The sequence below is a fragment of the Megasphaera sp. DISK 18 genome, assembly GCF_001682955.1.
Classification (GTDB): Bacteria; Bacillota; Negativicutes; order Veillonellales; family Megasphaeraceae; genus Megasphaera; species Megasphaera massiliensis.
In genome coordinates this window covers 104,804-129,974 of record NZ_LUGJ01000021.1, presented here as the reverse complement: position 1 = coordinate 129,974, position 25,171 = coordinate 104,804, and the positions used below count along the sequence as shown (strand labels likewise).

Here is a 25,171-nt window from a genome sequence, read left to right as displayed (position 1 = left end):
TCAAAGAAGTACATGGATATAAACACCTCTACGGATTTGATGTAGAGAATCTTCTTGACTGATTTTACTTATATCGAGATTCAGACATTTTCGAAAAATATTTGACAGTACCAACTATTACAAGCCAATTATCAGGATAAAAGCAAAAGAAGTAACCCCAATTAATCAAACAAGCTTTAATCGGTTCCCAAAAAATAAAAAAGATGCCCATAGCGACGCTACAGACATCTAACAAAAGGACTCAACTAGCCTAAGGCTTCCAGCCTGGTTTATAGATATCATTTTTTCCCATATGTCCCAAGAGACTATCTTTCATTGCTGTGAATCGCATTATAAATTCAGTCCCAGATCGGCCTTTCAAGGGAGATAATAAGGTTTTTATACATAACTTTAAAAGTACAATCGGATAATGCGTAGGAAAATGTTTCTTGAAAAAGATCAAATCATTTCTCATCCCATAATACAGTTTCCAGCTTAATTGCCAATTTTCCAAATCAACATCATGATGAATGAAAAACTCTGGCAAACAAATCAATTTCCCTATGCAACTCAATCTTTCTTAGGCACACGAATCGCATCTTCTTGCAAGAAAGTATTTAAATCAAATACTTTAGCAAAAGTACGCCAATAATCACTATCATTTTCTATTGATTTAACAATATAGTTCTTATTGGAGCCATTATAAGAATTCACAAATTTCATATAATCTGGACGAGGCATCATAATATCAATATCATCATCCCACGGAATAAAGCCTTTATGCCGAATTGCCCCTAGAAGTGTCCCTCCACAAAGATAATATCGAATAGAATGCTCGTCACAAAATTGAGCTACATCTAATAACATAGATAATTCGAGTTTCTTCATTTGTTCATTATTAATTTTTCCCACTAGACAACTCCCCAATATACAAATTTTATTAACCGCCGGAATTTTTATAATAGTTCACAGCCTTTTTTTTGCAAAAACGCATTTAAATTTTCTGCATTTTCCATCACAACTTGACAAGGGCTCTAATGCATACACGAACTCTCATTGTCTTAAGAATATTGGCCAACCCATAGAAAAAGCTCGCTCTATTAACAGCTTCATATATTTGTCAGTATAGTAAATTTATCGTAAATTATGCGTAAATACCAGATGGTGTTTTAATTATACCATATATCAACTTGTTCGTCAGGTATAAATATGTTATATATAGTAGAGTAATAAATTAATTGCCATATCGAGGAGTATCTCATGTCCAAGAGTGTTTCAAAAAATTATATTTACAACGTCAGTTACCAGCTATTATTATTAATTACCCCTTTTATCACAACACCATACCTCTCGCGAGTGTTGGAGCCGGCCGGTATTGGGACATACAGCTATACCTATTCCATCGTTTCATATTTCATCTTATTGGCCTCTCTCGGCGTCGCCGACTATGCTCAACGGGAGATTGCTTACCAGCAGGATGATCCGCATCTGCAAAGCCGTACTTTTTATGAAGTCACTCTCATACGATTCCTATTGGTCGGCCTCAGTCTCTGTATCTACTATTTTGTAGTTTCAAGCTTTTCCGACAATCATCTGATTTACTGGTATCAAGCGTTGAATATTCTCGCCGTTCTTTTTGATATCTCCTGGTTCTTTCAAGGCCTGGAAGAATTCGGCAAAATCGTATTGCGAAATTTCATCATCAAATTTGCCAGCGTCATTTGCATCTTCGTATTCATCCATCAACCTGAAGATTTAAATAAATTTGTCATCCTTATCGGCATGATGAATATTCTCTCCGGTATTTCTATCTGGCTCTATTTGCCAAAATACCTCGTCCCGGTCCCGCGTCAAGAAATCAAAGCCTTTCGAAATTTTTCCATCATCATCCAAATGTTTTTGCCGCAAATCGCCATTCAGGTCTATACCGTCCTTGATAAAACAATGATTGGCGTCATGACCGGATCGCCTCTGGAAAACGGCTATTATGAACAGGCTGAAAAAGTCGTAAAATTATCCCTGACGATCGTAACTTCCCTTGGCACGGTCATGCTGCCCCGCATTGCTTATGCCTATGCCCACAAGGACTATGAAACCATCCGGACGAATATGATGCGTTCCTATCGCTTTGTCTGGTTCTTGACGCTCCCCATGTTCTGCGGATTCATCGCCGTCAGCAATAACTTCGTTCCTTGGTTCTTTGGGCCCGGCTATGATAAGGTAGTCCCTCTCATGCAGATTCTCAGCGGGCTTGTCATCGCTATCGGCCTCAGCAACGTCACGGGCATACAATACATGCTGCCGACCAATCAGCAAAACAAATTGACGCTGACAGTCATCTGCGGCGCTGTCGTAAACTTTGTACTCAATCTAGTACTCATCCCTATGATGCAGTCTATCGGGGCCGCCATCGCGTCTATCATTGCTGAAATAACGGTAACAGCGGTACAGTTCTACCTCGTCCGTCAAGTCTTTTCTATTTCACAAATTATCCGCTCATCCTCAAAATACCTGCTCAGCTGCCTTATTATGTTCGCTGCAACATATTCACTAAGTCATTACTTGGCCCCCAGTATCGTTCATACAGTTCTTATTGTCGCCGTCGGCTCCTGCCTATATTTCAGCTTCTTATATTTCTTTAAAGATCCCATGTTAATCATGGCAATCGATAAAGTAAAAGGAAAACTACCCCGATAAAAAAATCCCGTCGGATAAAACTCCGACGGGATTTTTCTATATCCAAATTATTTTTGTTGGCCTCTTACAGCCCATAAGGCAAAAAAGATGGTCGCCCCTAAAACACCGATAACAAAACCAATAATAGCAAACTTAATGGCAACTTTCTTCCGATCAACCGAATCTACGACAGGAACGGAAGATTCTTTGCTTACCACTTTAAAGGCTGCATCCGGTCTTACAGCTTTGATAGACTGCTCGCTCTGATTTACGAAATCGTCAATCAATACCTCCCCATGAGTCTTCATATAATCAACATCGGGAGTTACATTGGCATCAAAATGAACGACGAATTGGAGAACATTATCGCGATACGAAAAAACTTGGACGCTTTTTTTGAGTGAATCCATCTGCTCATATTGACTTTTACGAGTCCAAGCACTGTCTATTTTTCCAAAATCAAAGCCACCATTTTCTGCACTGTGAATAAATTGATAATAGTTAGCCGGTGATTCTAAAAAACCCTTGTAGTCAAAATCATCACGAAGCGGAGCTCCCATAGACTGTACCTGAACTGTGCGAACAAATAAATAATCACCGTGTCGATTAGATGCTGCCGTAAAAAAATATTTCATTACGGATAACCCGACTGCGACTAATATGCCAATAATAATAATATACAACCATCGCTTCTTTATTGCGTTACCGACTGTCATTTCACCCTTCATTTGCAATCATTCTCCTTATCTTTCAAAGTATATTTTGAACTAATCAAACAAAGCAATAACCCACACAGCACATAATACCCTAGCTGAGCTGCATTTGAGAAAAAAGCCATAACCAATCCACAAAAAGCCACTAACAAACTAAAAGATCTAAAATCCTTTATCACCTTTTTCGAAGAAATCACCGATTTTATAATAAATCCAATCGGGAAAACAAAAATAAAAAGTCCAATAAGCCCTTGTCTAGCTAATACCCCTGCAAGCTGATTTAGTATAGGATACCCTCCGCCTTTAAGAGCTCCTTTTTCCTTTAAAACCCGCGTCCATAATCGAACTTCAGAATTATTAAGATCCGCCCCCGTAAATTGATCTGCCACATATTCATCTACTAGAATTTGACCTACGCCAAACAGTGGATTATTCAAACCGACTTTCGTCATAGCCATCGTATTAGCCATACGGGCATTATTACTTCTTCTATTTCCTACAATAGAAGTTACATTTTGGCTAACATAGGATTGTACGGTGTTATTGTTTTCTATGTGCACCTTATCATCAATTGAATGGAATTGAAAAGTACAAAGCATTCCAAAAACTACTGCCAAAATCGTACACCCAAAGAATCTTAAAAAAGGTCGCCAGACTGCACGCCGAATCACGAACTGCCACAATATAATAAGCATGATTTCTCCTGAAAACAACGCAATGGCAGTTCTAGCTTTTGACATAACTAGGAGCATAACCATAAACACATACAGTAAAACATAAAACTTATTGGCATATTTTTTTCTATTTATATTAGAAAAAAAGGCATTTGCTAATAAAGGCAACGCCATAGCTAAAAACATACCGAAATAACTAGGTTCAGCAAACAAACTCCTGACTTGTAAATTAGTCCATAATAGAGGCGGCCACCAACCATGGGCCAGTGCAATTTTCATAAATAAGGGATTGATACTGACCAATATCGCCTTGCAGGTATAGCTTCCAAACAGATAGCCGACTTCAATCACAGAGTATGCCCCAATGAAAATACAAAGCACCTTAATTGACCCATAAATATCTCCAAAAGCTTGTTCAAAATCAGCTCTATAAAGATGGTAAATCCACATCGTAACAGCATAGGTAAACAGAAGATTCAGTATACTGGATCGAACTACTAAGAAAGTCAGCCAACCTTTTGTTAATGCCAGTGAATCAATATTACCATACTGACTCAGGTTAAAAAATAAGACACTAAGTTTATCGTCTTTAACAACATCCAAAAGATGATAATACGGATAAGTCTCTATTCCAATAAAGCCGGTAATCAAATACCATACGAAATAAATCGATAAAAAAAACAAGCTATATTTTTCAAATTTGCTCAATCGAATCGGCCGCACTATACTTTCAAAAAGAAAAACGCTGTATCCCAAAAATAAAAACAAAGATGAAATATCGTTTCCAACTAAAGGGAATTTGATAGGGAAATTAATGAACGGCAAAGAAATAATCGTTAATTGCAATATTCGACGCTGAAGCAAAGTAAAATCAAACTTAGCTGGTTGAATTATATTTCCAGTCACCATATAGCAACATCCCTCATTACGTTAAAAATATAATTGGTAATTCTTTCATTTGACAGTCATTATGTTCTAAAAACACATTGAATAATCGCTCCGACATAAACCCAAAACTTCGATTTTGATAAAGGTCATCTTTGGGAGGTATTCTCTTTTCCACTTCAAATAAAACATCGAACAACCATTCCATATATCGATGAAATAATGTTCTACCCATGATAAACATATTATAAGCATAAATCCAATTGCGATGAAAGACTTTACTCCAAGCAGCCTCATAGTCAGGATACTTAGCCAAAAGAACTTTTTTTAATATAACTAGATCTTCTTCATTATGACAACTTACATACTGCTGCTCTACACTCTCATGATGAATTTTCCCACCAAATTTATATTTTTTAGGAACAATAACCTTTCCCTTCTCTAAAGCATGTAATACCTGCTCAGAAACAGCTATATCAGAAAGAGCTAATTTTTCCTTCTCAAAAACAGATTCAAAATAATTACAAAAGTCCTGCTCCATCTTGAAATATCTACGATAATGACATAGTCCAATATACTTATGTCTCTTATCATTTTTCCAAATCCAATATAAGGCGGTTAACTCACAAAACCTATCATTTTTCAAAGAAATATTGTCCCCATCTGCATCAGTAAGGGGCAAAAACACCTTATTGTTCTGAGCATTTACTTGAATAGGATGATAACCATCGACCTCAACAAATTCATAGGGTTTATGCATAGCAATATAAACAGCTATATCTCTCTTATCTATCATACCCACCTCATTCATAATTTTAATGCTATATTTTTAGATAATAATCATATACAAAGAAAATATTTTAAAGAAATTCCATTAGCAGATAAGCATTATAAAAAACACATATCAAGAATACAAAAGAAGTAATCCCAACTATTAAATTTGAGGAATCCCCTCATACGGTATTCTAAGAAATCTAACTATCCATTTTTAGAGACTTTGCCAATTTCCTATTTCATAAAAAATTTATTAGGTCTTTGAATCGAGAAGTTTGCCAATGCGGCCCATCAAGCCATCTTTTCCACCTTTAATAATATACTTGATTTTACGTATTTTATCATCTTCTGAAAGAATTACTTTAACAATATCTTTTATTATAATCTTCACATAAAGATTCTTTACTTCAGGGTACCGCTTCATGACATAAATTCTATTTCTTGTCATATAATATTTTCTTATCGCGTTATGGTTAAAGGTATTATAATGAAAGCCTAAAATCTGATGAAAGGTCTGTCTCCCCAATGAATGTTTTAACAGGATTGAAGGGAATTCTATAATATCATATCCATTTTCCCTAGCTCGATAACAAAACTCATTGTCTACTTCATCAATAAAAAGGTTCTCATCGAAACCACCAATCTTTATGGCAATCTTGATTGGGATAACAGAGCCCGAGGTAATGGCTACTTTGATTTTTTTATGTCCCGGTACAACTGGATCAATTCGTTGATCAAAATTCACTGAGTAAACTCCCACCCGTTGAGACTGGGCTGCCTCCATAGATTCTATAGACTCTCTATATTTTTTCATCATACCCGGAAAGAAATAACTATCCTGATCCATCGTTAAAAGAAAATCAAAATCACTGGCTTCTTTCAAAGCATAATTCATCGCAAAAGCAATTCCCATATTATCTCCAAAAGCTTTATATCTAATCTTGTCATTACGAGAAAACAGTGCTCTTACCGATTCATCAGGATTTTCTGTATTATCCAAAACATATAGAACGTCCAATTCCTCTAAAAAACTTGCAATATTCGACATCACATTTTCATTAGGGTGATACAAAGTAACAACACCGGCTAATTTCATCACTGCTTCTCCTTATAAGCTTGTTTTAGGTCCGTACTGACCTCTTATACCATCAAAAATCCCGCTAATATATCCTCTAAATTTCTTTCCCTTATCATCATCAACCAATAGTATTTTTATAGGTGATTTAATTAAATTTTTAACCCATTTCATAGCCATGTCAGGATAGTTTATCATAACATAAATAGCATTTCTTGCCATATAGTATTGCCGAATAGCATTATGTTCATTATGATTTCGAAAATGTATTCCATATTTTACAATGGGGTTCATCCCACCAATTTGATGCTCCAATCTATATTGATTTACTATGAAGCACAAATACCCAGCTTTCCTGGCACGGTAACAATATTCATAATCCACATAGTCAATGAAAAGTTTCTCAATGAAACTCCCCAACTTTTTCATTATATCCAGATTTATAATCATGCCAGAAGTAATAACTTCCTCCACGACTTCTACGTCTGCTTTTTGATTTTTTTGTTTATATCCATCGTAATTAATCCCTACAATAGCTGCATTTTGAGTCGCATTAAAGATATCATCTGCTTTTTGAATATATCCCATGAAAACCGATTGCTGAAATCGACTGTCTTGATCCATGGTCATTAAGTGAGTAAAATTTTCCTGCATCGCCTGGAATATTCCAGCATTCAAAGCAGAAGCAATTCCTTTATTCCCCCCCATAGAAATGTATGTAACTTGAGGATATTTCTTCAATTTATCGATGATACTTACTGGAGAAACAGAATTATCAATTACATAGAGGCGCTCAGTTAGATTTATATAAGAGAGGATATTATCCAATACCGAGTCATCCGGTTGATATAGAACAACTGCAATCGCCAATTTCATATTTATAGTCTCCTCACGTTTACCTGCCGAGTTTGCGGTAATATCCTTATCATTCCCCGGCTCATTCATCTTGACTTTCATTGATAAATTCAGTCTTATGTGCCTTTATAAAATCTCTCATATCGGAGATAGACTTCACTAAATCCTCTTGCGTATAACGAGGATTTAGATTATTTTCAGGATGATGGATTTGATGTCTAATATATTCTGATAAGACCTTATCAAGTTCAACAGTCTCTCCTTTCCTATTTACTCTTTTATATTTTCGTGTCGCCTTACCTTGCTTATATACATCAAATTGTTTATTCAATTCTAGATATCCATAAAGTTCATCATGATATTCTTCATTAATCTGATCAAACGCAACATAATTCACTTCATTCAAGGAAGGATAAGGCAAACAATTAGGCTGAACAGCTTTAACCATTGCCCCATTATCAGATTCACTGTTATCAATAAGCCTCAAATTATTAAAAGTAAGATTCTTAACAATAACTCCGCTATGCGTCGTCAAAATAATCTGAACATTGTTTAAAGCAGATAAGTCTTTAAAAGCTTTAACAAGCTTCAATTGATTAGAAAAGTGTTGTGACGTTTCAGGTTCTTCAATAGCGTAAATAATACTGGCTGTCGAATTAGTAACACGTTGCTCCTCTAGCTTTCTGGCAGCTTCAGCTCTAAAAAAATTCAGCAATATTAGTCGACGCACACCACTTCCTCGTTTATTTAAAGGAATCCCTTCATCACCTGCAATCGATACATTTTTAAATACATCAGCCCATTTTAATTCGGTTACTGCAGGAATGGCCGGTTTTAAGGTTTCAGCAGTTTCTTCATCCATCTCTTTTAATTTATCTAACGTTCGAGCAGCCACTTCATTTAATTTCTCCAGCACCTTCTCTGCTACGTCATTAAATTCTTGTTGCAAATCCTCTGATCTAACAATTTCTTTAACGGCATTTCTCAAAGGATCTTGAACTTCATCATCCGAATCTGAATTATTTCTATCAGCTTGAAATAAACTATAGATTGGCAAGTAGGTGGAAATTTTACTCCAGTATTTTTTAGCATCTTCTTTGGTAAGATCAATAGGAGTTTCAGCTAATTCTAAATCGTCTCTATAATGATTCCATATAGCATTTCGCATCTCTGCATTCTTTGTCATATCTACAGACTCATCTAATTCTAAATCTTTGATTTTTTTCTTTAATGCAGTAGATTTCAGATAAAGCAAGTCATTACATTCTGGATTTTGCGGATGATTTGCTAAAATAAACGTTTTAAAAGAAGTCGAAGCATTAGGAAATATTTTTTGGATTTCTAATTCTCCATTTTCATTCAGCAAATATTCATCTTTTAAGTTCGTCGTATTGGTTGCATCAATAACGATTGACTCGGGAAAATCTTTAAAGTATGCTGTCATTACAACATCCTTGTCACCCCTATCTGTTGCCGTAATATTTAAATCATCCCTATCAATTTTAACAGTCCCTTTATTGTCATTAAAAAAAATATCCAACGCTTCTAATATTGTTGATTTTCCACAGTCATTTTTCCCAACAAAAGCTGTTAAATCATTAAATTCAATTTCTACTTCTTCTTGATACCCTCGAAAGTTCTTCAATTTAAATCGCGTCAAATACATTACTACTCCCCCATATTAATTCACAAACTCAACGTTAACTGTCTATTACAAAACAGAGGTCATTAATTTAGTTTCATAAAAAGCTTCCAGTCGCTTTATTTCACTATCAATCTCATAACCGGCCTCAACCATTAATGGTTTTGTATCATATCGGCTGTTACTCTTATCAACAGCTAATATATTAGAAACCCAAGAACTTATACTCCTTAAAGATACAAAAACCGATTTGCCAATTACATCAACTTCACGGGGTACTACGTCAGAAAAAAAACAGGGTAAATCGGATGCCTGTGCTTCAATACCGACAATCCCTAACCCCTCAAATCGAGACGGAAGGACGAAACAATCCATGGCTTGAAACAGGTTAGGCACGTCGTTTCTCCTACCCAAGAACAGCACTTGAGAAGTTAAACCTAGGGATGCTACTTTTTCCCTGATTTGATCTTCTTCAGGGCCTTCTCCTATCAATAATAATAGCGAATCTTCCTTTTTTTCATGAACCTTTTCAAAAACATCGATTAAGAATTCATGGTTTTTCTGATAGGTAAATCTCCCAACATGCCCCATGACAAAAGTATCCGGCTTGAGGCCTAGCTGCTGCCTCATTTTATCTCTTATCGTAGGATTATAACTATATTTGCGTACATCGATTGCGTTTTTGGCCATATGATAGTATTGCGACTGTATGAGTTTATACGGGTACATCCATTCTGCTGCTAAAGAAGAACAAGCTAAATAATCATCCGCTATATATCCCATGGTCAGCCTGCCAATTTTATGAATCAAAATTTTAACTGCCCGAATACCGGCTCTCCGATCATCAATATCTGTACTATGAGAGTGCATGATGATTTTTTTCACCCCTAGCCATCGTGCAATAATGAGAGGGATAAAGTTCGCATACGACATATTAAAATGAATCGCAGCATAGTCCTCGCCATTCAAGATATTCTTTAGAGCCTTAGCATATGAAAGCGGATGAGACGGTCTGGGGATATGATGAAATTTAGCTCCCATCCGGATAAATTCATCTTCAAAATCTAATTTATCCGTTTCAAAAGTTAGAAAATCAAACTGAACTTTACTTCTGTCGATAAACCTGTAGTTCTGGCAAATATATCCGGTAAGACCGCCCTTATCATTCGCAACAAAAGCTTGTAGTATTCTTATAGGTTGATGGGATTCCATGTCATCTCTCCATTTATATTAGCTCTTTAATCCAAAAAACAAGGTACATTGTCATTTAAGCTATTACAGTCACTTACGCAAAAATACTATTCATTTCACATATACTCTTTTACCTTTTTGACAAAAAACAATTGCATCTAACCTTTATCAACCCGTAAATTGACCAATCCTATTTAATGAAAATTCATCATTTCTAGGACACACAATATGCAGAGTACGGGGATACTGCAATTTGCTTGAACTAAGCTTATAAGTCATAATAATTACATCTAATAATTCTTGTTGATTCAACTCTTTATCTTGAATATGAGTAGCACTCCCAGCTCCCAGAACAGGAATACAGACATCCATTCCAGCATGATATTTATCTATCTCCTGCCATAAAAATCGCAAACTATCTATATATTGGTCATAGGAAATCTTTCCAGTCCCATCTTCGTCTAATTGCACAAAAGCTAATAACAGAAATTCATCATAAGGAATAAGGGTACCAGATTTATACCGAATCTTATTATTATACTTTGAAGGTTCTTTCAGGGACTGCAGCCCACTATGTTCAATAAGTTTTTTAATATCTAAATTCGGATGGCTTTTTAAAAATTGACCGCAAATAGAATTAGTATAGATATCTTCAGGATTATTTCCAATGGTGGTTGTAAAACACTCATCAAATGCAATCACCTTCTTGCAATCTTCCATTGTAAAAAGATTTCCATATTCAACGCTTATACGGTAGTTCTTTCCCTTAATAATGACCTTTCGACGCATAATCGCTTGTATAGCTACAACTACCACTGAGGACAAGCCCATAATACAAATGACTATAAATCGATTGATGATAGTACCTAATTCACTCGTGAAAAAAGGGAGTTCCCATTGAAATACAGATTCAGGGAAAATGGTAAATATTGTTGATATAGCAGCTAACGTATACTTTAGCCACGTACTTTTAAAATCAGCAATACCCCAGCAACTTTTTAATCGATGCATAATCGGCAACTCTTTCTCCCATGAAATTGATTGTCCAAAAAGGTTTCGCAATATTTTCATACCCTCGCATATAGGTGGGTAACCACTGTTTCTCCATACGTGAAGAATTATAAAGAATAACAATTTTTTTATTCCATAGTTTAGCTGCCTTAAATTCATGTTGAAGATATGAATAGCTATTTATTTCTCCAATAAAAGTCCCATTCGTAGGCATTGTAGATACAACTTTACACGCTTTCATCCCATTTGTATTTTTCTTATACGGTGTACAATCACAAGGACTTCCATCCATTCTTTTACAAGAACTGCCGGCTTTACGCACTGCCGTTTTGTCTCCAACAACAAATACTACTATAGATGACTTATATATCTGTCGATTGAATTCTTGCTTTAAATCACAGGGACGGCAGTCTGGATTAGAATGCTCTACGCTTCCAGAAATCACCCGTGACATATCAACAAAGTCTAAAATATGTTTATGATCATTTCCCCATTTATTGAGGCACTCCACAACATCACGATCACCATGATCTATTGAATAATCCGCACTTATATAAATTCGTTTTCTCAAAAACAATCGACCTCCAAATACCCATAAATAATTTTTGAAATTAATTTAACGCCCAAAAATCTTCCGTTTCAAAAACGCTCCGCCTTTTTTGATCCAATCTTGTTTTTCCATGAAGGATACGTTCTGTTCGGCATAGTCTATCTTATTATGTTCAAGCCAAACGTCTAAGAGGAGTTCGCTCACGAAGCCGTAGATACGGGATTCGTAGGTATCCCATCCGGTGATGTCGACTCGTTTTTCCAGTTCAAAAAGGATGTCGAACATCCACTGCATATAATCATTGTACAAATCACGGCGCATGACAAACATGTTGAACATATGGGCCCAGGTACGGTTCATGACCTTGTCAAAAGCCGGCAGATATTCGGGGCACTGTTCTTTGATGATCTGCTCCGTGATATCGAGCCCTTCTGAATGATGGGCATGGTTATAATGGGAGCGATTCGTTTCGATATAGTATTTCCGCTTATCGGGAACGATGACCGGATGTTTGTCTAACAAAGCCTGCCATTCTTTTTCGGTAAGGATTTGCTCTTTCTTCGCTTCGATATCGCGGACTTCTTTACGGGTAAAATAGCGGCGATAATGAACGAGACCGATAAAATCGGCATCCAAATTTTTCCACGCCCAATAAAGACCCGTCAGCTCACAAAAATAAGGATTCTTAGCACTGATATTCTCCCCCGTATTGTCCGGAGTATAACCGATAGAGTCTTTCCCTTCAGCTCCGACATGAACGGGCAAGTACGCCAAATCCGTCGGCATCCAATATTTTTTGTGTGCGGCTATGATAATTTTGATAGACAAGTGTTCCAACCCTTTCTGTTCTATAACGCGACATAGGACTGTAATTCAGCATAGTCGCTGTTATTTCTAATATATATCCATCTATATCTCATATGATATCAAATTTTTCCAGTATAATAAGGCGGTTCAACGACTTTATCCAATCCAGAAAATAGATTACTTTCCTTATACGCCATCAATTCATCCTTATTAAAACTAATATCATCTATATTTTAATTTTCATCTTTTTCATAAAGTAATACAGGTTTTGACATGGAACACCAAAATGACTTCCTACATTGGGTATTTTAGGTTTACTTGTCGGAGACTTTTCATCAATATTGCCCAAGGGTGTTTCAAAGGTAATAATAGTATATCCATAGACCTGAGCTGCTGCAATGAGCCAAGGGTCTGCTACACTTGAATTAGCCCAATTCTTAAGTGCTTTTTGAGTGTACAAAGGGCTATCTTGCAAAAAATTCATAACATGGCCATATGATTTAATAATTTGATCATCTTTGCGTGAAATAATGGTTATTTTTTGATTCGTAACTAATTCATCGAACCACTGCCTTAAACTATCATCGCCCTTTAAAATCTCATCAGCTACTAAATCTAACACTGCGACTTGTTTATGCGACACCAACACACATTCAAAAGCTTTCCAAAAAGAAGGTACTAAATCAGGATCGTAGAATGATTCATAAGGAGTTATAAAGGTATTGGTATCTAGTAAAAATTTCTCACTCATGAATTCACCCCACCTTCCCGAGCAAACATTTTCTGATAAAGCTGTTTAAAAGTAGTACGATTTGTATGTGTCAATCTATAAATATCGGTATATTGTGTTCGTCCAGATTTTGCACTAGCTGCAACGGCATACACAAATTGTGGATCCAATCGACTAGCCATAGTACGATAATAATCTCCTCCAGCGTCCTCTTTTGATTGGCGCTTGTTGTACATCTTTATAGAAATAGCTACAACCTTATGATAAATGGACTCCGGTATATACTGTGCATCTAAAGCTCTTCTAGCAATAACAACAGGGCTGCAAGTGAATTTTTTTGAAAGTGTATTCACTTTTTTTATCGTATCATCGTCTAAATTTTTGCCCCATTCGGTTTTAAATAAGCTTAACGGAACTAATAGTTCAGATGCTACAGCATTGCAGAATTGTTCTTTGTGATTAATCTGATTATCTAGTCTACCATCTTGTTCATTGAAAAGGCTATTCACACCAATCCAAATATGCACAATCTCATGAAGTAAGGAAAAAAGACGGCCGGCAATGGAATCTTTTGCATTAATAAATATTAAAGGGACATATTCATCCACAAGAGTAAAGGCACGAAACTCATTTATGTCAAGTGGGCGATGCGTATTAGCACCAACAACACCATTCATCATAATCAAAATGCCAACGTCTCGGCATTTCTGCCTTAAAAAGCGAAAAGAATCCTGCCCTGTTTTCTGCATTAGCATCCAATCTTCCGCCAGTTCTAAATCTTTCCGAACCTTCGCTGCCACAACAGAAATAGGCATATCCTCCCGACATGAAGCAACATAAGCTTTTTTACTTTGTCCCATATCCTTCACATAATCACGCATCCAGTCCTGCATATCGAGAATTATATCAATCGTATCAGCTAAATTAGCACTTAACCCCGTCTCAGGCCCTTCGCTATTGATTGTCCGAAATTCTGTTAATGGGTATTCTTCAACAGGAGGCTGTTCCAAAAAGAAATATCCCAATGGAACTTGTAATTTCTTACTTAATTTTTCAATTTGATTAAAGGTCGGCTTTTTATCGCCTTTCCGCCAATTATCCAACATTTTAATCTCAGAATCGTTACTAGTCGCTTCTGCCTTTTTAATAAGCCAGTCTAAAATAACTGGAGATATCTTAACATAAAGTGTAGCCATAATTCTCCGCCTCCTTTCCTCAAAAATTAGCTATATGTATTATATTCCTCGTAAATCGATATATTATCAACAATCTCAACTTACATTTTTTGAAGCGTCTTAATAGGCTCCCTTATGTTTCAATACGACGGCAATGGTTCTCCAAATAAGGACGATATCGAACCAGACGTTCCAGTTTCTTACGTACCACGTATCCATCTGGACTCGTTCGTCATAGGTCGTATCGCTGCGACCGCTGGTCTGCCACATGCCGGTGACGCCTGGGCGGACCATATAGAAGTCTTTGATAAAGGCGCCGTATTTCTTGATTTCATCTCGTATAATGGGCCGCGGTCCGACGAGGCTCATGTCCCCTGTCAGGACGTTGAACAGCTGCGGCAGTTCGTCAAGGCTGGTCTTACGCAAGAAGGCCCCGCTCTTGGTGATGCGCGGGTCGTTTTTCAGTTTGAATTCTGTCTCCCATTCTTTCCGGGCTTCCGGATCTCGTTCGAGGAGTTCTTTCAGCTTGACGTCGGCATCGACACACATGCTGCGGAACTTATAGCAGTTAAATTCTTTGCCGTCTCGGCCGATACGGCGATGTTTGAAGATAATCGGTCCCGGCGAATCGAGGCGAATCCACAAGGCTACGGCCAGGAAAAACGGCGACAGGCAAATAATGCCGATTATAGTGCAAAGCAAATCAAAAGTCCGCTTAATAGCCCGGTTGTACCACAGGGCCAAGTTATTTCGGAAACTGAGTGAAATGATGCGACCGTCGATGAGTTGGTCTGTCTCGAGGGTAGCCAAAGGAAGGCTACCCATATCGGGGATGAAGGCCACTTTTTTGACCAACGGTTGGACGCGGTAGACGATGTCCTGAATATCTTTATTCTTCAGGCCCGGTGCAATAACCATGACGTGCTGGACACCGGTCACTTGAATGACATGCTCGGCATCGCGGAAGGTTCCCAGATGAGGAATCAGGGCCGCGACTCTCGGATCCGGTGTATTGTCTTCGAGGTAACCGATAAATTCGTAACCGACACCGGTATCGTTCTTAAAGTATTCCAACATGAGCGCTGCCGTCTTGCCGGCACCCATGATGAGAACCGGAAGTTGGAGCATCTTCATGCGGATCAAGATGCGTTTGACGACGTAGCGTTCAATAACCAAGAAAAGGAAGGACGTGATAGCCAATAAGCCCACGAATAACCGCGATGTCACGGCTGCTGTCTGAGCGATATAGATGAAGAAAATCAATAAAGCAATCGAATAGAAGGTCGCTTTAAAGATATTGGAAATGATCTGCCAAAACTGCATGCGTCGCGTATAGAGGTGGTGCAGCTTCAAAAAAAGCAGGTATACCGCTGGTACGATGACGTGAATGCTGAGCCACGATAAACGAAATGGAGTGTCCGGAATGAAGCATTCCCGAATTCCGAACGATGCGTATTCTGCCAGCCAAATAGCGATGTAATCGGCAACGGCCAAGACTATGGGCAACACCTCGTTACTGTACTTATTTTTAATCGAAATCGAACACGACTGCGGCGAACACTTCAAAACAGTTCCTCCTCACGGCAAAGCATGAGCTCTGTCATTATTAATGTATTATATACGCACGAAAAAACGGAGATTCTTCTCCGTTACAGACTTTACAATAATTTATTATACCATTCTTTAAGGTAAAAAAAAACCGACCGTTTCCGCCAATGCCTTTTTGGAATGTAAAAAAATGATAAAGTTCAGTTCATGCTGTCCAAAAATTGGCTTCTATCCTGTTTTTTATATCATGACATGACTTTTGTCAGTGGACATTTCAAAAGGTTAGTGTTACCTACAATATATAAAAAAATGGATGCCTCTGCCTTATGCAGTGCGGCATCCATTTTAGGGTTACGCGGATAATTCATGTATGCGAAATGCTGAGTATCTATGACACGAGTTCCGCTATGGTTACGATTCTATCGTTCCAGCCATTCTTTAAATTCGGCTTCGCTGATGATGGGTGTTCCCAGCTGCCTAGCTTTTTCGTATTTGCTCCCCGGTTCGGCTCCAACGACGACGAGGGTTGTTTTTTTGGTTACCGACGAGGTGCATTTACCGCCTCTCTCTTCTACGGCTTGTTCGGCTTCTTTCCGGGTGAAGAGCTGGAGTTTCCCCGTGAGGACGACGATTTCACCGTCGAAGCTAGTGCTGATGAGTTCTTTCTTTTCGGCGGTCATGTCGACGCCGTAGCCTTGGAGTTTTTCGATGAGGGCCTTATTTTTGTCTTCACTGAAGTAGGAGACGATGCTGTCGGCAATGCGCGGGCCGATGTCGTCGATAGCGGTCAGGTCATCGGCACTGGCTGCCACCAGGGCTTCGACGCTTCCGAAGGATTCGGCAAGGACTCGTCCTGCTTTGGCTCCGACGAAGCGGATGCCGAGGGCAAATAAGACGCGGGCCAGGCCGACGCTCTTACTGGCTTCGATGGCTTTTAAGAGGTTGTCTGCCGATTTTTCACCGAAGCCTTCGAGGGCTACGAGTTCTTCTTTATTGAGGGCATAGATGTCGCCGACGTCGTGGATGAGCTCTTTTGAAAGGAGTTGCTGAACGATGGCATCGCCAAGGCCGTCGATGTTCATGGCGTCACGGGAGACGAAGTGGGCGATCTTTTCGCCGATGACGGCCGGGCAGTCGGGGTTGACGCAGCGCCAGGCCGCTTCCCCATCGCGGCGGACGACGTCACTGCCGCAGGCCGGGCAAACATGGGGCATGGAAAAGACGACTTCTGAACCCGTCCGTTTATCCGGCAGGGAGCGGACGACTTCGGGGATGATTTCGCCGGCTTTCTGGATGATGACCGTATCGCCGACGCGGATGTCTTTGTCGCGGATGTAGTCTTCGTTGTGAAGGGTAGCCCGCTTGACCGTCGTCCCGGCAAGTCTTACCGGCTTGAGGTCGGCTGCCGGCGTCAGGACGCCCGTCCGGCCGAGGCTGACCGAGATAGAGAGGACCTTCGTTTCGGCCTGCTCCGGCGGGAATTTATAGGCAATGGCCCAGCGGGGAATCTTGACCGTATTGCCAAGCCGCGCCTGCTGGGCAAAGGAGTTGACTTTGACGACCATGCCGTCGGTTGCGTAAGGCAGGCTGTCTCGGCGGTCGTCCCAGCTGTGGATGAAGGCGATGACGTCTTCGATGTCGGTGAATTTCCGGTATTCCCCATTGACCTGGAAGTGGAATTGGCGCAGGTCCTGCAAGAGTTCTTCCTGGCTTTCGATGGTAATGCCCGTGTTGCCCCCTAAGGCGTAGGCAAAGAAGGCCAGTTTGCGCTGGGCCGTGATCTGGGGATCGAGCTGGCGCAAAGAGCCGGCGGCGGCGTTACGAGGATTGGCAAAGGGTTCGAGTTCGTCGTTTCGCCGCTGTTCGTTGAGGGCCGAAAAGGACGCGACGGGCATATAGACTTCGCCGCGGATCTCGATGTGGGGCGATGTGCTGTCGATGCGAAGGGGTATGGTGCGGATGGTGCGGACGTTGTTGGTGATGTCTTCACCGACGACGCCGTCGCCGCGGGTGACGCCGCGGACGAACTGACCGTTTTCATAGATGAGGTTGACGGCAAGACCGTCGATCTTGAGCTCGACGACGTATTCTAAGGCTTCCCCGCCGAGGTCGCTGCGGACACGGCGGTCGAATTCCCGAAGTTCATTGTCGTTAAAGACATCGCCCAGGCTCAGCATGGGCCGGTCGTGGGTATACTTTTCAAAGCCGCCGGAAATCTTAGAGCCGACGCGCTGGGTCGGCGAATCGGGCGTCACCCATTCGGGATGAGCTTTTTCGATGTTTTCCAGCTCCCGGTAGAGCATGTCGTATTCGTAGTCACTCATGGTCGGCTTGTCGAGGGTGTAATACTGGTAGCTCAGTTCATCGATTTTTTGTCGCAGGGCCAGGAGCCGCGCTTTTTCTTGTTCCATAAGATTCCCTTCCTTTACGCGTATCGAAATGGCTATACTTTTTCTAACGGTGCGAATTTAACGACGACTTGGCGGACGCCTTTCGTCGGAAATTGAATTTTCATCTGCATGTTCGGCCCGTCGCCGATGACGTCGAGGACGGTGCCGATGCCCCAAATCTTGTGGCGCACTTTATCGCCCTTGGCAAAAGAATCGGTGACGGCGTGCTTCTTGGGAAGGCTCGTGGCTACGGGCTTCGACAGGATGGACACCCGCTGCTGGCCGGGAACGGAGGTCATCCGGCTCTGGGGCATGGCGCTCTTACGCTTGTATTCTTCGACGAGTTCCGGCGGGATTTCCCCGAGGAAGCGGCTGGGCATGTAGGCGGAAATGCGGCCGTACATGGTCCTCGTCACGGCGTTGGTGACGTAGAGCTGCCGTTCGGCACGGGTGATGCCGACGTAGGCCAGGCGCCGTTCTTCTTCGATCTGTTCGGGATCCATCAGGGTCCTACTGTGCGGGAACAGACCTTCGTCGAGACCGGCCAGGAAGACGACGGGAAATTCAAGGCCCTTGGCTGCGTGAAGGGTCATGAGGGTGACCTTCGATTCGCTGCTTTCAAAGTCGTCGACGTCACTGACCAGGGCTACGTTTTCGAGGAAGTCCTGCAAGTTGCCGTCGGGGTTGCTGTCCATGTAGTCTTTAGCGACGGACAGAAATTCGCCTACGTTTTCCTTGCGGCTTACGCCTTGGGGATCGTGTTCGGCTTCTTTATCGAGCATTTCGCCATAGCCCGTGTCTTTAATGACCTTTTCGATGAGGCTCAAGACGTCGAGGCCGTCGATCTCATTGAGGAGATCAAAGATCATGGCGGCAAAGTTTTCAAGGGACGTCTGGGCCCGTTTGGTGACGGGGATGGCGTCGGGCGACGACAGGGCTTCAAAGAGGGAGATTCCCTCCCCTTCCGCGTAGGCTGCCACGTGTTCCATCGTCGTAGCCCCGATGTTGCGCTTAGGGACGTTGATGATACGGGTCAGGCTCAGGCTGTCTTCGGGATTATACAAGAGCCGCAGGTAAGCCAAGACGTCCTTGATTTCCTTGCGGTCGTAGAACTTGGTGCCGCCAACCATGGTATAGGGAATGGCGTAGCGCATCAATTTTTCTTCGAGGACACGGGACTGGGCGTTGGTCCGGATGAGGATGGCCATGTCGCCGTAAGGTTCGTGGCTGATTTCGTGGCGGTTGTAGATGGCGCCGGCGATGTAGTCGGCTTCGTCGTGTTCGGTCTGGGCCTGGTAATGGATGACCTTGTTGCCCGACGGATTTTCCGTCCACAAGGTCTTTCGCGGCCGGCTTTCGTTGTTGTCGATGACGGCGTTGGCGGCGTTCAGGATTGTCTTCGTCGAGCGGTAGTTCTGTTCGAGCTTGATCGACGCTGCGTCGGGATAGTCCCGGGTAAAATCGATGATGTTGCGGATGTCGGCCCCGCGCCAAGCGTAGATACTCTGGTCGGCATCGCCGACGACGCAGATGTTGCGCCACTGGGCGGCCAGGATCTTCGTAAGGGCGTACTGGGCGTGGTTCGTATCCTGATATTCGTCGACCAGGACGTATTGGAACCGTTCCTGATACTTTTCCCGGACGTCGTCTTTTTCTTCCAGGAGGCGGACGGCCAAGAACAGGAGGTCGTCGAAGTCGAGGGCGTTGTTTTCCTTGAGCTTTGCCTGATAGAGCGCATAGGCTTCGGAGACTTTCTGCTGGTAAAAGTCTTCGGCCTGTCCGGCAAAGGTTTTGGCATCCATGAGGACGTTCTTAGCCGCCGAAATCGTCCCCAGGACCGACCGCGGCGTGAACTGTTTATCGTCGAGGTTCAATTTTTTCAGGCAGTCCTTGATGAGCACCAGTTGGTCCGACGAGTCGTAAATGGTGAAATTCCGGGTGTAGCCGTGAAAGCCGTCGATTTCAAAGCGCAGCAGTTTCGCACAGAAGGAATGGAAGGTGCTGAGCCAGATGGAATCGGCCTGGGCCCCGACGAGGTTCTGGACGCGCTCTTTCATTTCCTTGGCGGCCTTGTTGGTAAAGGTAATGGCCAAGATACGGTAGGGCGAGACGCCGAGCTCTAAGAGGTGGGCAATGCGGCAGGTCAAAACCTTGGTCTTCCCCGATCCGGCGCCGGCTGTAATGAGAAGCGGGCCCTTTGTATGGTTTACGGCCTCACACTGGCGGTCGTTCAAGGTGTCGAAAATAGGATTCATACAAACTCCTTATAGCTTACAGATAAAAGGCCCTCACCAGATGGTTTGGGCCTCTCATAAAATCATCTCTTATTTCATTGCAGACAGGATCGGCGGAATGACCTGTTTCTTACGGCTCATGACCTTGGGCAGGTAGACTTCTTTGTCGAGGACGTCTTTGCCGAAGGCAGCGCTTACGGCTTCATCCATGTTGCCGGCGAAGATGAGGTTCGTCGATTCGTCGATGATGCTGGTGATCATCAGGAAGGATGCGACGTAATTGTGTTCGGCGCGAAGTTTTTCGAGGGCATTCAAGAGGACCTGTTTCTGGTTGAGGAGGTCCGTCGTGTCCATGACCTGTACCTGAGCGACCGTAAAGGTTGCGTCGCCGCCGACGAATTCTTTCATGTCGTTATGAACGATCTGGTCCGGCGTGAGGTCCGATACGTTGGCACCGGCTTTGAGCATTTCCATGCCGTATTTTTCGATGTCCACACCGGCGATGTTGGCCAGTTTTTCAGCAGCTGCCCGGTCTTCGGGCGTGCAGGTCGGCGAACGGAAGAGAACCGTGTCGGAAATGACGGCCGAGAGAAGGAGTCCGGCTACGTCTTTGGGGATGGCGATGCCGGCCTGTTCATAGAGGCCGGTTACGATCGTTGCCGTGCAGCCGACGGTCTTGAAGAGGATGGAAATCGGGCCGTCTGTGGAAAGAGTCCCGCCGATGCGGTGATGGTCGATGACGCCGACGATAGATGCTTCGTCAATGCCGTCGATGATCTGTTTCTTTTCGTTATGGTCGACGAGGATGACCTGCTGTTTTTCAACGTTGGCTAAGGAATCGGCGCAGACCATGCCGACGTATTTGCCGCCATCGACGACAGCGTAGCGGCCTTCTGCCGGAACGTCATGGCCGTGGTCGGTCGGGCTGAAGAACAGTTCCGGATCGTGAACGAGGCCTTTGACCGTGCTCAGTTCTTCGCCCATGACGGTTTTGATGAACTGATCGGCGAGCTGTGCCTTTTCGATGACACCGATGAACTGGCCGTTGTCGACGACAGGAACGACGTCGCTTTCATGGACGGAAAACCATTTGGCTGCGTCTTTCAGGCTGGCGTTGATGGGAAGGCCTTCGACGTCCGTGTAGACGGCTTCACCGACTTTGACGTAGAAGTCTTTTACCAACGGCTGGGGCGTTACGTTGAAATAGTTGAGTGCGAAAGCCGTTTCTTTATTCGGTTCGCCGGCGCGAATGGGCGCAGCGTTAATCCCTTGTAACTGTTTTAATTTTGCATATGCAATGGACGAACAAATCGAGTCCGTATCCGGGTTTTTATGGCCCGTAACAAAAATCTGTTTTGCCACAATAATCACCTCATTGAAAATTGAACGTTTATATAATTGTATCTGTAATAGTATATCATGAATCGAAGAAATGGTCTATTGAGAGACTTTCGGATTTACAGAAATTTTAAGGGAGCCGCTTTTTTGGGCGACTCCCCTCTTTTCAGGACGACGTTTCGTTCCGACGCAATTCCGGAATTCTGAATATTCAGTTCATGATTTCCCCGGGAGGTTCGAGCTCAGACATAAGGTCCCAAAAATTTGGCTCCATCTAAATGTATCATATGATCCGGATAGGCTGAAATCCAAACTTCTGTTTCCCAAGCTAAGTCGACACTAAATTGCTTATATGTATCCTGATCCGGGAAGGCCGTTATAAAGATTTTCCCGGCGTCTACGTTTCGGGTCATGGCCTGAATATCAAGGACGCGCTGAGGTGTCATGGCCCCTACACTTGTCACAGCTTCAATAAAATAAATCCAATGTTTGTCCTGCCTATATAAGACAACATCCGGCATTTTATCATGCAGTGTAATGTCAAATCCCAGTTGTTCAAGGGTTGCCGAGTCTTTGATGAGATCCTTTTTCGTCGTATCCCCCATATACAGACAGGTACAGCCGGGAGCAAACCGCGGTGCAAATTGTTCAATAATGTCCCGCTGCAAGGCGTTATGCTTTCCCGGGCTTAAGAAAATCTCTGTATCATCGATATGGACCGGCATCATTTCCATTCGCTTTTTACTTGCATATTTTTCAATCAAAGTCTGATGACAACTTCGATAATCATCAAGAGCCTGCTGCCATGTCGGCTGCCTGAAGTTTCTTAAAAGGGAGAGAGCTTCTGTGGTCAATCGATATCGATAATTAGGGCTGTTCGTTGCCAAGCCGTTATCCTCAATCAAGGCCCCTTCCCGAAAGGGATGCATACAATTTTTTCTGATTGTTTCACGAGTATTCTCCGCATAAGTCTTTTGATAGTTTTCACGGGTAAACTGAAGGACATCATGAATGCGAATCCATTCATTGGCCGCTTCACTCCATGCCGAGCCTTCCTTAATATTGGCAAGTGTCAATAAGGTGTACCCGGCTACATCCGTTTGCTGGCGCTCAGGCATCCCGAAGGCTTTCAAAAAATCTCTCGCTTCCTCTAATTTACTCACCATAAGCCACTCCCTTTATGATTTTATCACAGGTTTCGGTCGACAAGTTTTCACCCGCCATCAACGCCCTACCCATCGCCTCAATCATCGCAATCGGCGGAACGGGGATACTGTTTATCTCCGTACTGTTAACCTGCGTACTCCCGTTTAAAATTCTATAATACTTATCGAATAACGTCGAATTAAGGAGCGCATACAACCCAAAAGTCAGACAGGTGCTCATCTCGCTTTTATCGATTCGGCTGACATAGTTTATCTTATTTTGCGTACTGATGAACCGGTAATCGGGAAAATCATTGGCAAGATATACTCCACATTGAAGTCGTCTATATTCCTCTTTCGCGGTAAAACGCTTACAAAATACATAATTCTGATTCTTTTGGATAAGGCCCGGCTTGGCGTCACTGATCCAATCACAGGCATTCCCCGACGGATGGTGATCGACCCGGCCCTCCTTTATATTTTGACTGTAAAACAAGGGAACCGTGTGCTCTCCGGGGCTTTCCTTTAAGTCCTCTCTCTGGCGAAAATCTACGACGATTCCCGTATGCATTTGAAGCCCTTCATCCGGCATGGTTCGCTCATAACGATGGATGGTTTGAATGACAGCTACATCTTCTTCGGATGTCGGAAGATAAACATACAGCCGCTCCCCGGCAACGACCGTACCATAAGGAACGGTAATGCCGGTAATCGACTTAAAGTCACTGTTTGATTCTGTCGATGTAATTTTCACCGTATCCGGCGTTTTTGCCGTCTTTTGGACTTTTATGATGAGTGTTTCTTGGAGGACTTGCTCTTGTTTAAATACCTTGTCGCGACTTACGAATAGATGTATGTGCACAATTTTCCCATATTTCAAGAGATACGTCCGAAAACGCCGAAAGTATTCCCCTGAAGTCCAGCTGCGCGGGATAATATAGACCATCTCGCCCTTTTCCTGCAAATTAAATAAGGACATAGCCGCAAAAAGAAAATAGAGGTTCGGAGCCCCATGAACGACGGAAGGCATGGCAAGGGCAGCCGGGTGATTTCTCGGCACTCTTAGATAGGGCGGATTTCCTATAATAACATCATATTTTTTAGGCTGTCGTTCAGCCAGCAACGTGTCCTCAAAATCACATCCTTGAGGGACAATATAGTCGTCCTCCACGATCGTAACGTTACATAAAATGTCGCTGTGTTCCTTTATATACATTAAGTTCTTTTTTAGGATAGGTAAAACAGCCGAATCATTTTCATAGCACGTCAGGTTCACCGCCTTTACAGGTCGCTCATTTATAATACGGTCCAATAACGCAGCTGAAAGAATCCCTGTTCCTGCCCCCGGATCCAGTATTTCAATGGTATCGGGAATATTCGAGAAATCAAAGAGAGACGCCATGAAGACGGCCGTTTCTTTTGAAGTAAAAAACTGGCCTTTTTTCTTTCTCGTAAGCTTAGGCATCGTTTCAAGAAATTCCATCGTCTGATCGATGATAAAATCAAGCATAAAACACGCACTCCTCAACAGTAGGATCAGAATAACTTATTTTAATATTATGCCATAAAACCCCTGACTTCTCAATTCAATCAAACGATGCAACCCGGATAAGGGCCTTCTCCGGACGTCTCTTGCGTCACGAAAATCTCCCGGCAGAATAAATCCGCCAAGACGAGGACCTCTTGCCATGAATTCCTTCTATCTAGTATAACGTGCCATAGAATCAGGGATTTAGAAACTGTGTATTTTTTAATCGAGTGAAGCCGTCTTTCAGTCTA

20 protein-coding genes are annotated in these 25,171 nt (G+C 42.2%); 1 reads left to right on the top strand and 19 read right to left on the bottom strand.

The genetic code is table 11. From position 1 onward, the window contains the following. Positions 1-549: 549 nt before the first annotated feature. Entirely contained in the window at positions 550-891 is a 342-nt protein-coding gene (locus A0U42_RS05385; protein ID WP_065360166.1) for a phosphorylcholine transferase LicD, read from the bottom strand. A 348-nt stretch (positions 892-1,239) separates the two neighbouring features. On the opposite strand from A0U42_RS05385, the gene A0U42_RS05380 reads away from it, so the two are divergent. Next, positions 1,240-2,676: an oligosaccharide flippase family protein gene (locus A0U42_RS05380; protein WP_065360165.1), complete on the top strand. Its 1,437-nt coding sequence runs from the start codon at positions 1,240-1,242 to the stop codon at positions 2,674-2,676. Between the two features lie 47 nt (positions 2,677-2,723). Here A0U42_RS05380 and A0U42_RS05375 read toward each other — a convergent pair whose 3' ends face one another. From A0U42_RS05375 to A0U42_RS05295, 18 genes are all read right to left on the bottom strand, one after another. Next, positions 2,724-3,383, bottom strand: coding sequence for a hypothetical protein (locus A0U42_RS05375; protein WP_065360164.1), 660 nt, complete (start codon positions 3,381-3,383; stop codon positions 2,724-2,726). Then, positions 3,380-4,951, bottom strand: a complete 1,572-nt coding sequence (locus A0U42_RS05370; RefSeq protein WP_065360163.1) for an O-antigen ligase — start codon at positions 4,949-4,951, stop codon at positions 3,380-3,382. The genes A0U42_RS05375 and A0U42_RS05370 overlap by 4 nt, the downstream gene beginning before the upstream one ends. A gap of 16 nt (positions 4,952-4,967) precedes the next feature. Further along, positions 4,968-5,723 (bottom strand): DUF4422 domain-containing protein, encoded by a 756-nt coding sequence (locus A0U42_RS05365; RefSeq protein WP_065360162.1) that lies wholly within the window; start codon positions 5,721-5,723, stop codon positions 4,968-4,970. 231 nt (positions 5,724-5,954) lie between these two features. Next, a complete protein-coding gene (locus tag A0U42_RS05360; protein WP_065360161.1) occupies positions 5,955-6,797 on the bottom strand; it encodes a glycosyltransferase in 843 nt (280 codons plus the stop codon). Positions 6,798-6,809: 12 nt separating this feature from the next. Next, positions 6,810-7,652 carry a glycosyltransferase gene (locus A0U42_RS05355; protein WP_065360171.1) on the bottom strand — a complete coding sequence of 281 codons (843 nt, stop codon included), beginning with the start codon at positions 7,650-7,652 and terminating at the stop codon, positions 6,810-6,812. Between the two features lie 61 nt (positions 7,653-7,713). Beyond that, the gene (locus A0U42_RS05350) at positions 7,714-9,297 is read right to left on the bottom strand and encodes an ATP-binding protein (RefSeq protein ID WP_065360160.1); all 1,584 of its coding nucleotides are present in this window, start codon (positions 9,295-9,297) and stop codon (positions 7,714-7,716) included. 45 nt (positions 9,298-9,342) lie between these two features. After that, a complete protein-coding gene (locus A0U42_RS05345) occupies positions 9,343-10,485 on the bottom strand; it encodes a glycosyltransferase family 1 protein (protein ID WP_065360159.1) in 1,143 nt (380 codons plus the stop codon). Positions 10,486-10,632: 147 nt separating this feature from the next. Next, the gene (locus A0U42_RS05340) at positions 10,633-11,475 is read right to left on the bottom strand and encodes a macro domain-containing protein (RefSeq protein WP_065360158.1); all 843 of its coding nucleotides are present in this window, start codon (positions 11,473-11,475) and stop codon (positions 10,633-10,635) included. Next, complete coding sequence (locus A0U42_RS11460; protein ID WP_083122319.1) at positions 11,441-12,046, bottom strand: hypothetical protein; 606 nt, start codon at positions 12,044-12,046, stop codon at positions 11,441-11,443. The genes A0U42_RS05340 and A0U42_RS11460 overlap by 35 nt, the downstream gene beginning before the upstream one ends. 45 nt (positions 12,047-12,091) lie before the next feature. Continuing rightward, complete coding sequence (locus tag A0U42_RS05335) at positions 12,092-12,853, bottom strand: DUF4422 domain-containing protein (RefSeq protein ID WP_065360157.1); 762 nt, start codon at positions 12,851-12,853, stop codon at positions 12,092-12,094. Between the two features lie 205 nt (positions 12,854-13,058). Then, on the bottom strand, positions 13,059-13,583 hold the full coding sequence (locus A0U42_RS05330; RefSeq protein WP_065360156.1) for a DUF4411 family protein: 525 nt from the start codon (positions 13,581-13,583) through the stop codon (positions 13,059-13,061). Beyond that, on the bottom strand, positions 13,580-14,758 hold the full coding sequence (locus A0U42_RS05325) for an ImmA/IrrE family metallo-endopeptidase (RefSeq protein WP_065360155.1): 1,179 nt from the start codon (positions 14,756-14,758) through the stop codon (positions 13,580-13,582). The genes A0U42_RS05330 and A0U42_RS05325 overlap by 4 nt, the downstream gene beginning before the upstream one ends. 99 nt (positions 14,759-14,857) lie before the next feature. Further along, on the bottom strand, positions 14,858-16,303 hold the full coding sequence (wbaP, locus tag A0U42_RS05320) for an undecaprenyl-phosphate galactose phosphotransferase WbaP (RefSeq protein ID WP_065360154.1): 1,446 nt from the start codon (positions 16,301-16,303) through the stop codon (positions 14,858-14,860). Positions 16,304-16,704: 401 nt separating this feature from the next. Further along, positions 16,705-18,696: an NAD-dependent DNA ligase LigA gene (ligA, locus tag A0U42_RS05315; protein ID WP_065360153.1), complete on the bottom strand. Its 1,992-nt coding sequence runs from the start codon at positions 18,694-18,696 to the stop codon at positions 16,705-16,707. Positions 18,697-18,728: 32 nt separating this feature from the next. Beyond that, on the bottom strand, positions 18,729-20,930 hold the full coding sequence (gene pcrA, locus A0U42_RS05310) for a DNA helicase PcrA (RefSeq protein WP_065360152.1): 2,202 nt from the start codon (positions 20,928-20,930) through the stop codon (positions 18,729-18,731). A 69-nt stretch (positions 20,931-20,999) separates the two neighbouring features. After that, positions 21,000-22,271, bottom strand: coding sequence for a manganese-dependent inorganic pyrophosphatase (locus tag A0U42_RS05305; RefSeq protein WP_065360151.1), 1,272 nt, complete (start codon positions 22,269-22,271; stop codon positions 21,000-21,002). Between the two features lie 218 nt (positions 22,272-22,489). Continuing rightward, positions 22,490-23,413, bottom strand: coding sequence for a BsuBI/PstI family type II restriction endonuclease (locus A0U42_RS05300; protein ID WP_255304110.1), 924 nt, complete (start codon positions 23,411-23,413; stop codon positions 22,490-22,492). Then, positions 23,403-24,902, bottom strand: a complete 1,500-nt coding sequence (locus A0U42_RS05295; RefSeq protein WP_065360150.1) for an Eco57I restriction-modification methylase domain-containing protein — start codon at positions 24,900-24,902, stop codon at positions 23,403-23,405. The genes A0U42_RS05300 and A0U42_RS05295 overlap by 11 nt, the downstream gene beginning before the upstream one ends. Between the last annotated feature and the right edge of the window lie 269 nt (positions 24,903-25,171).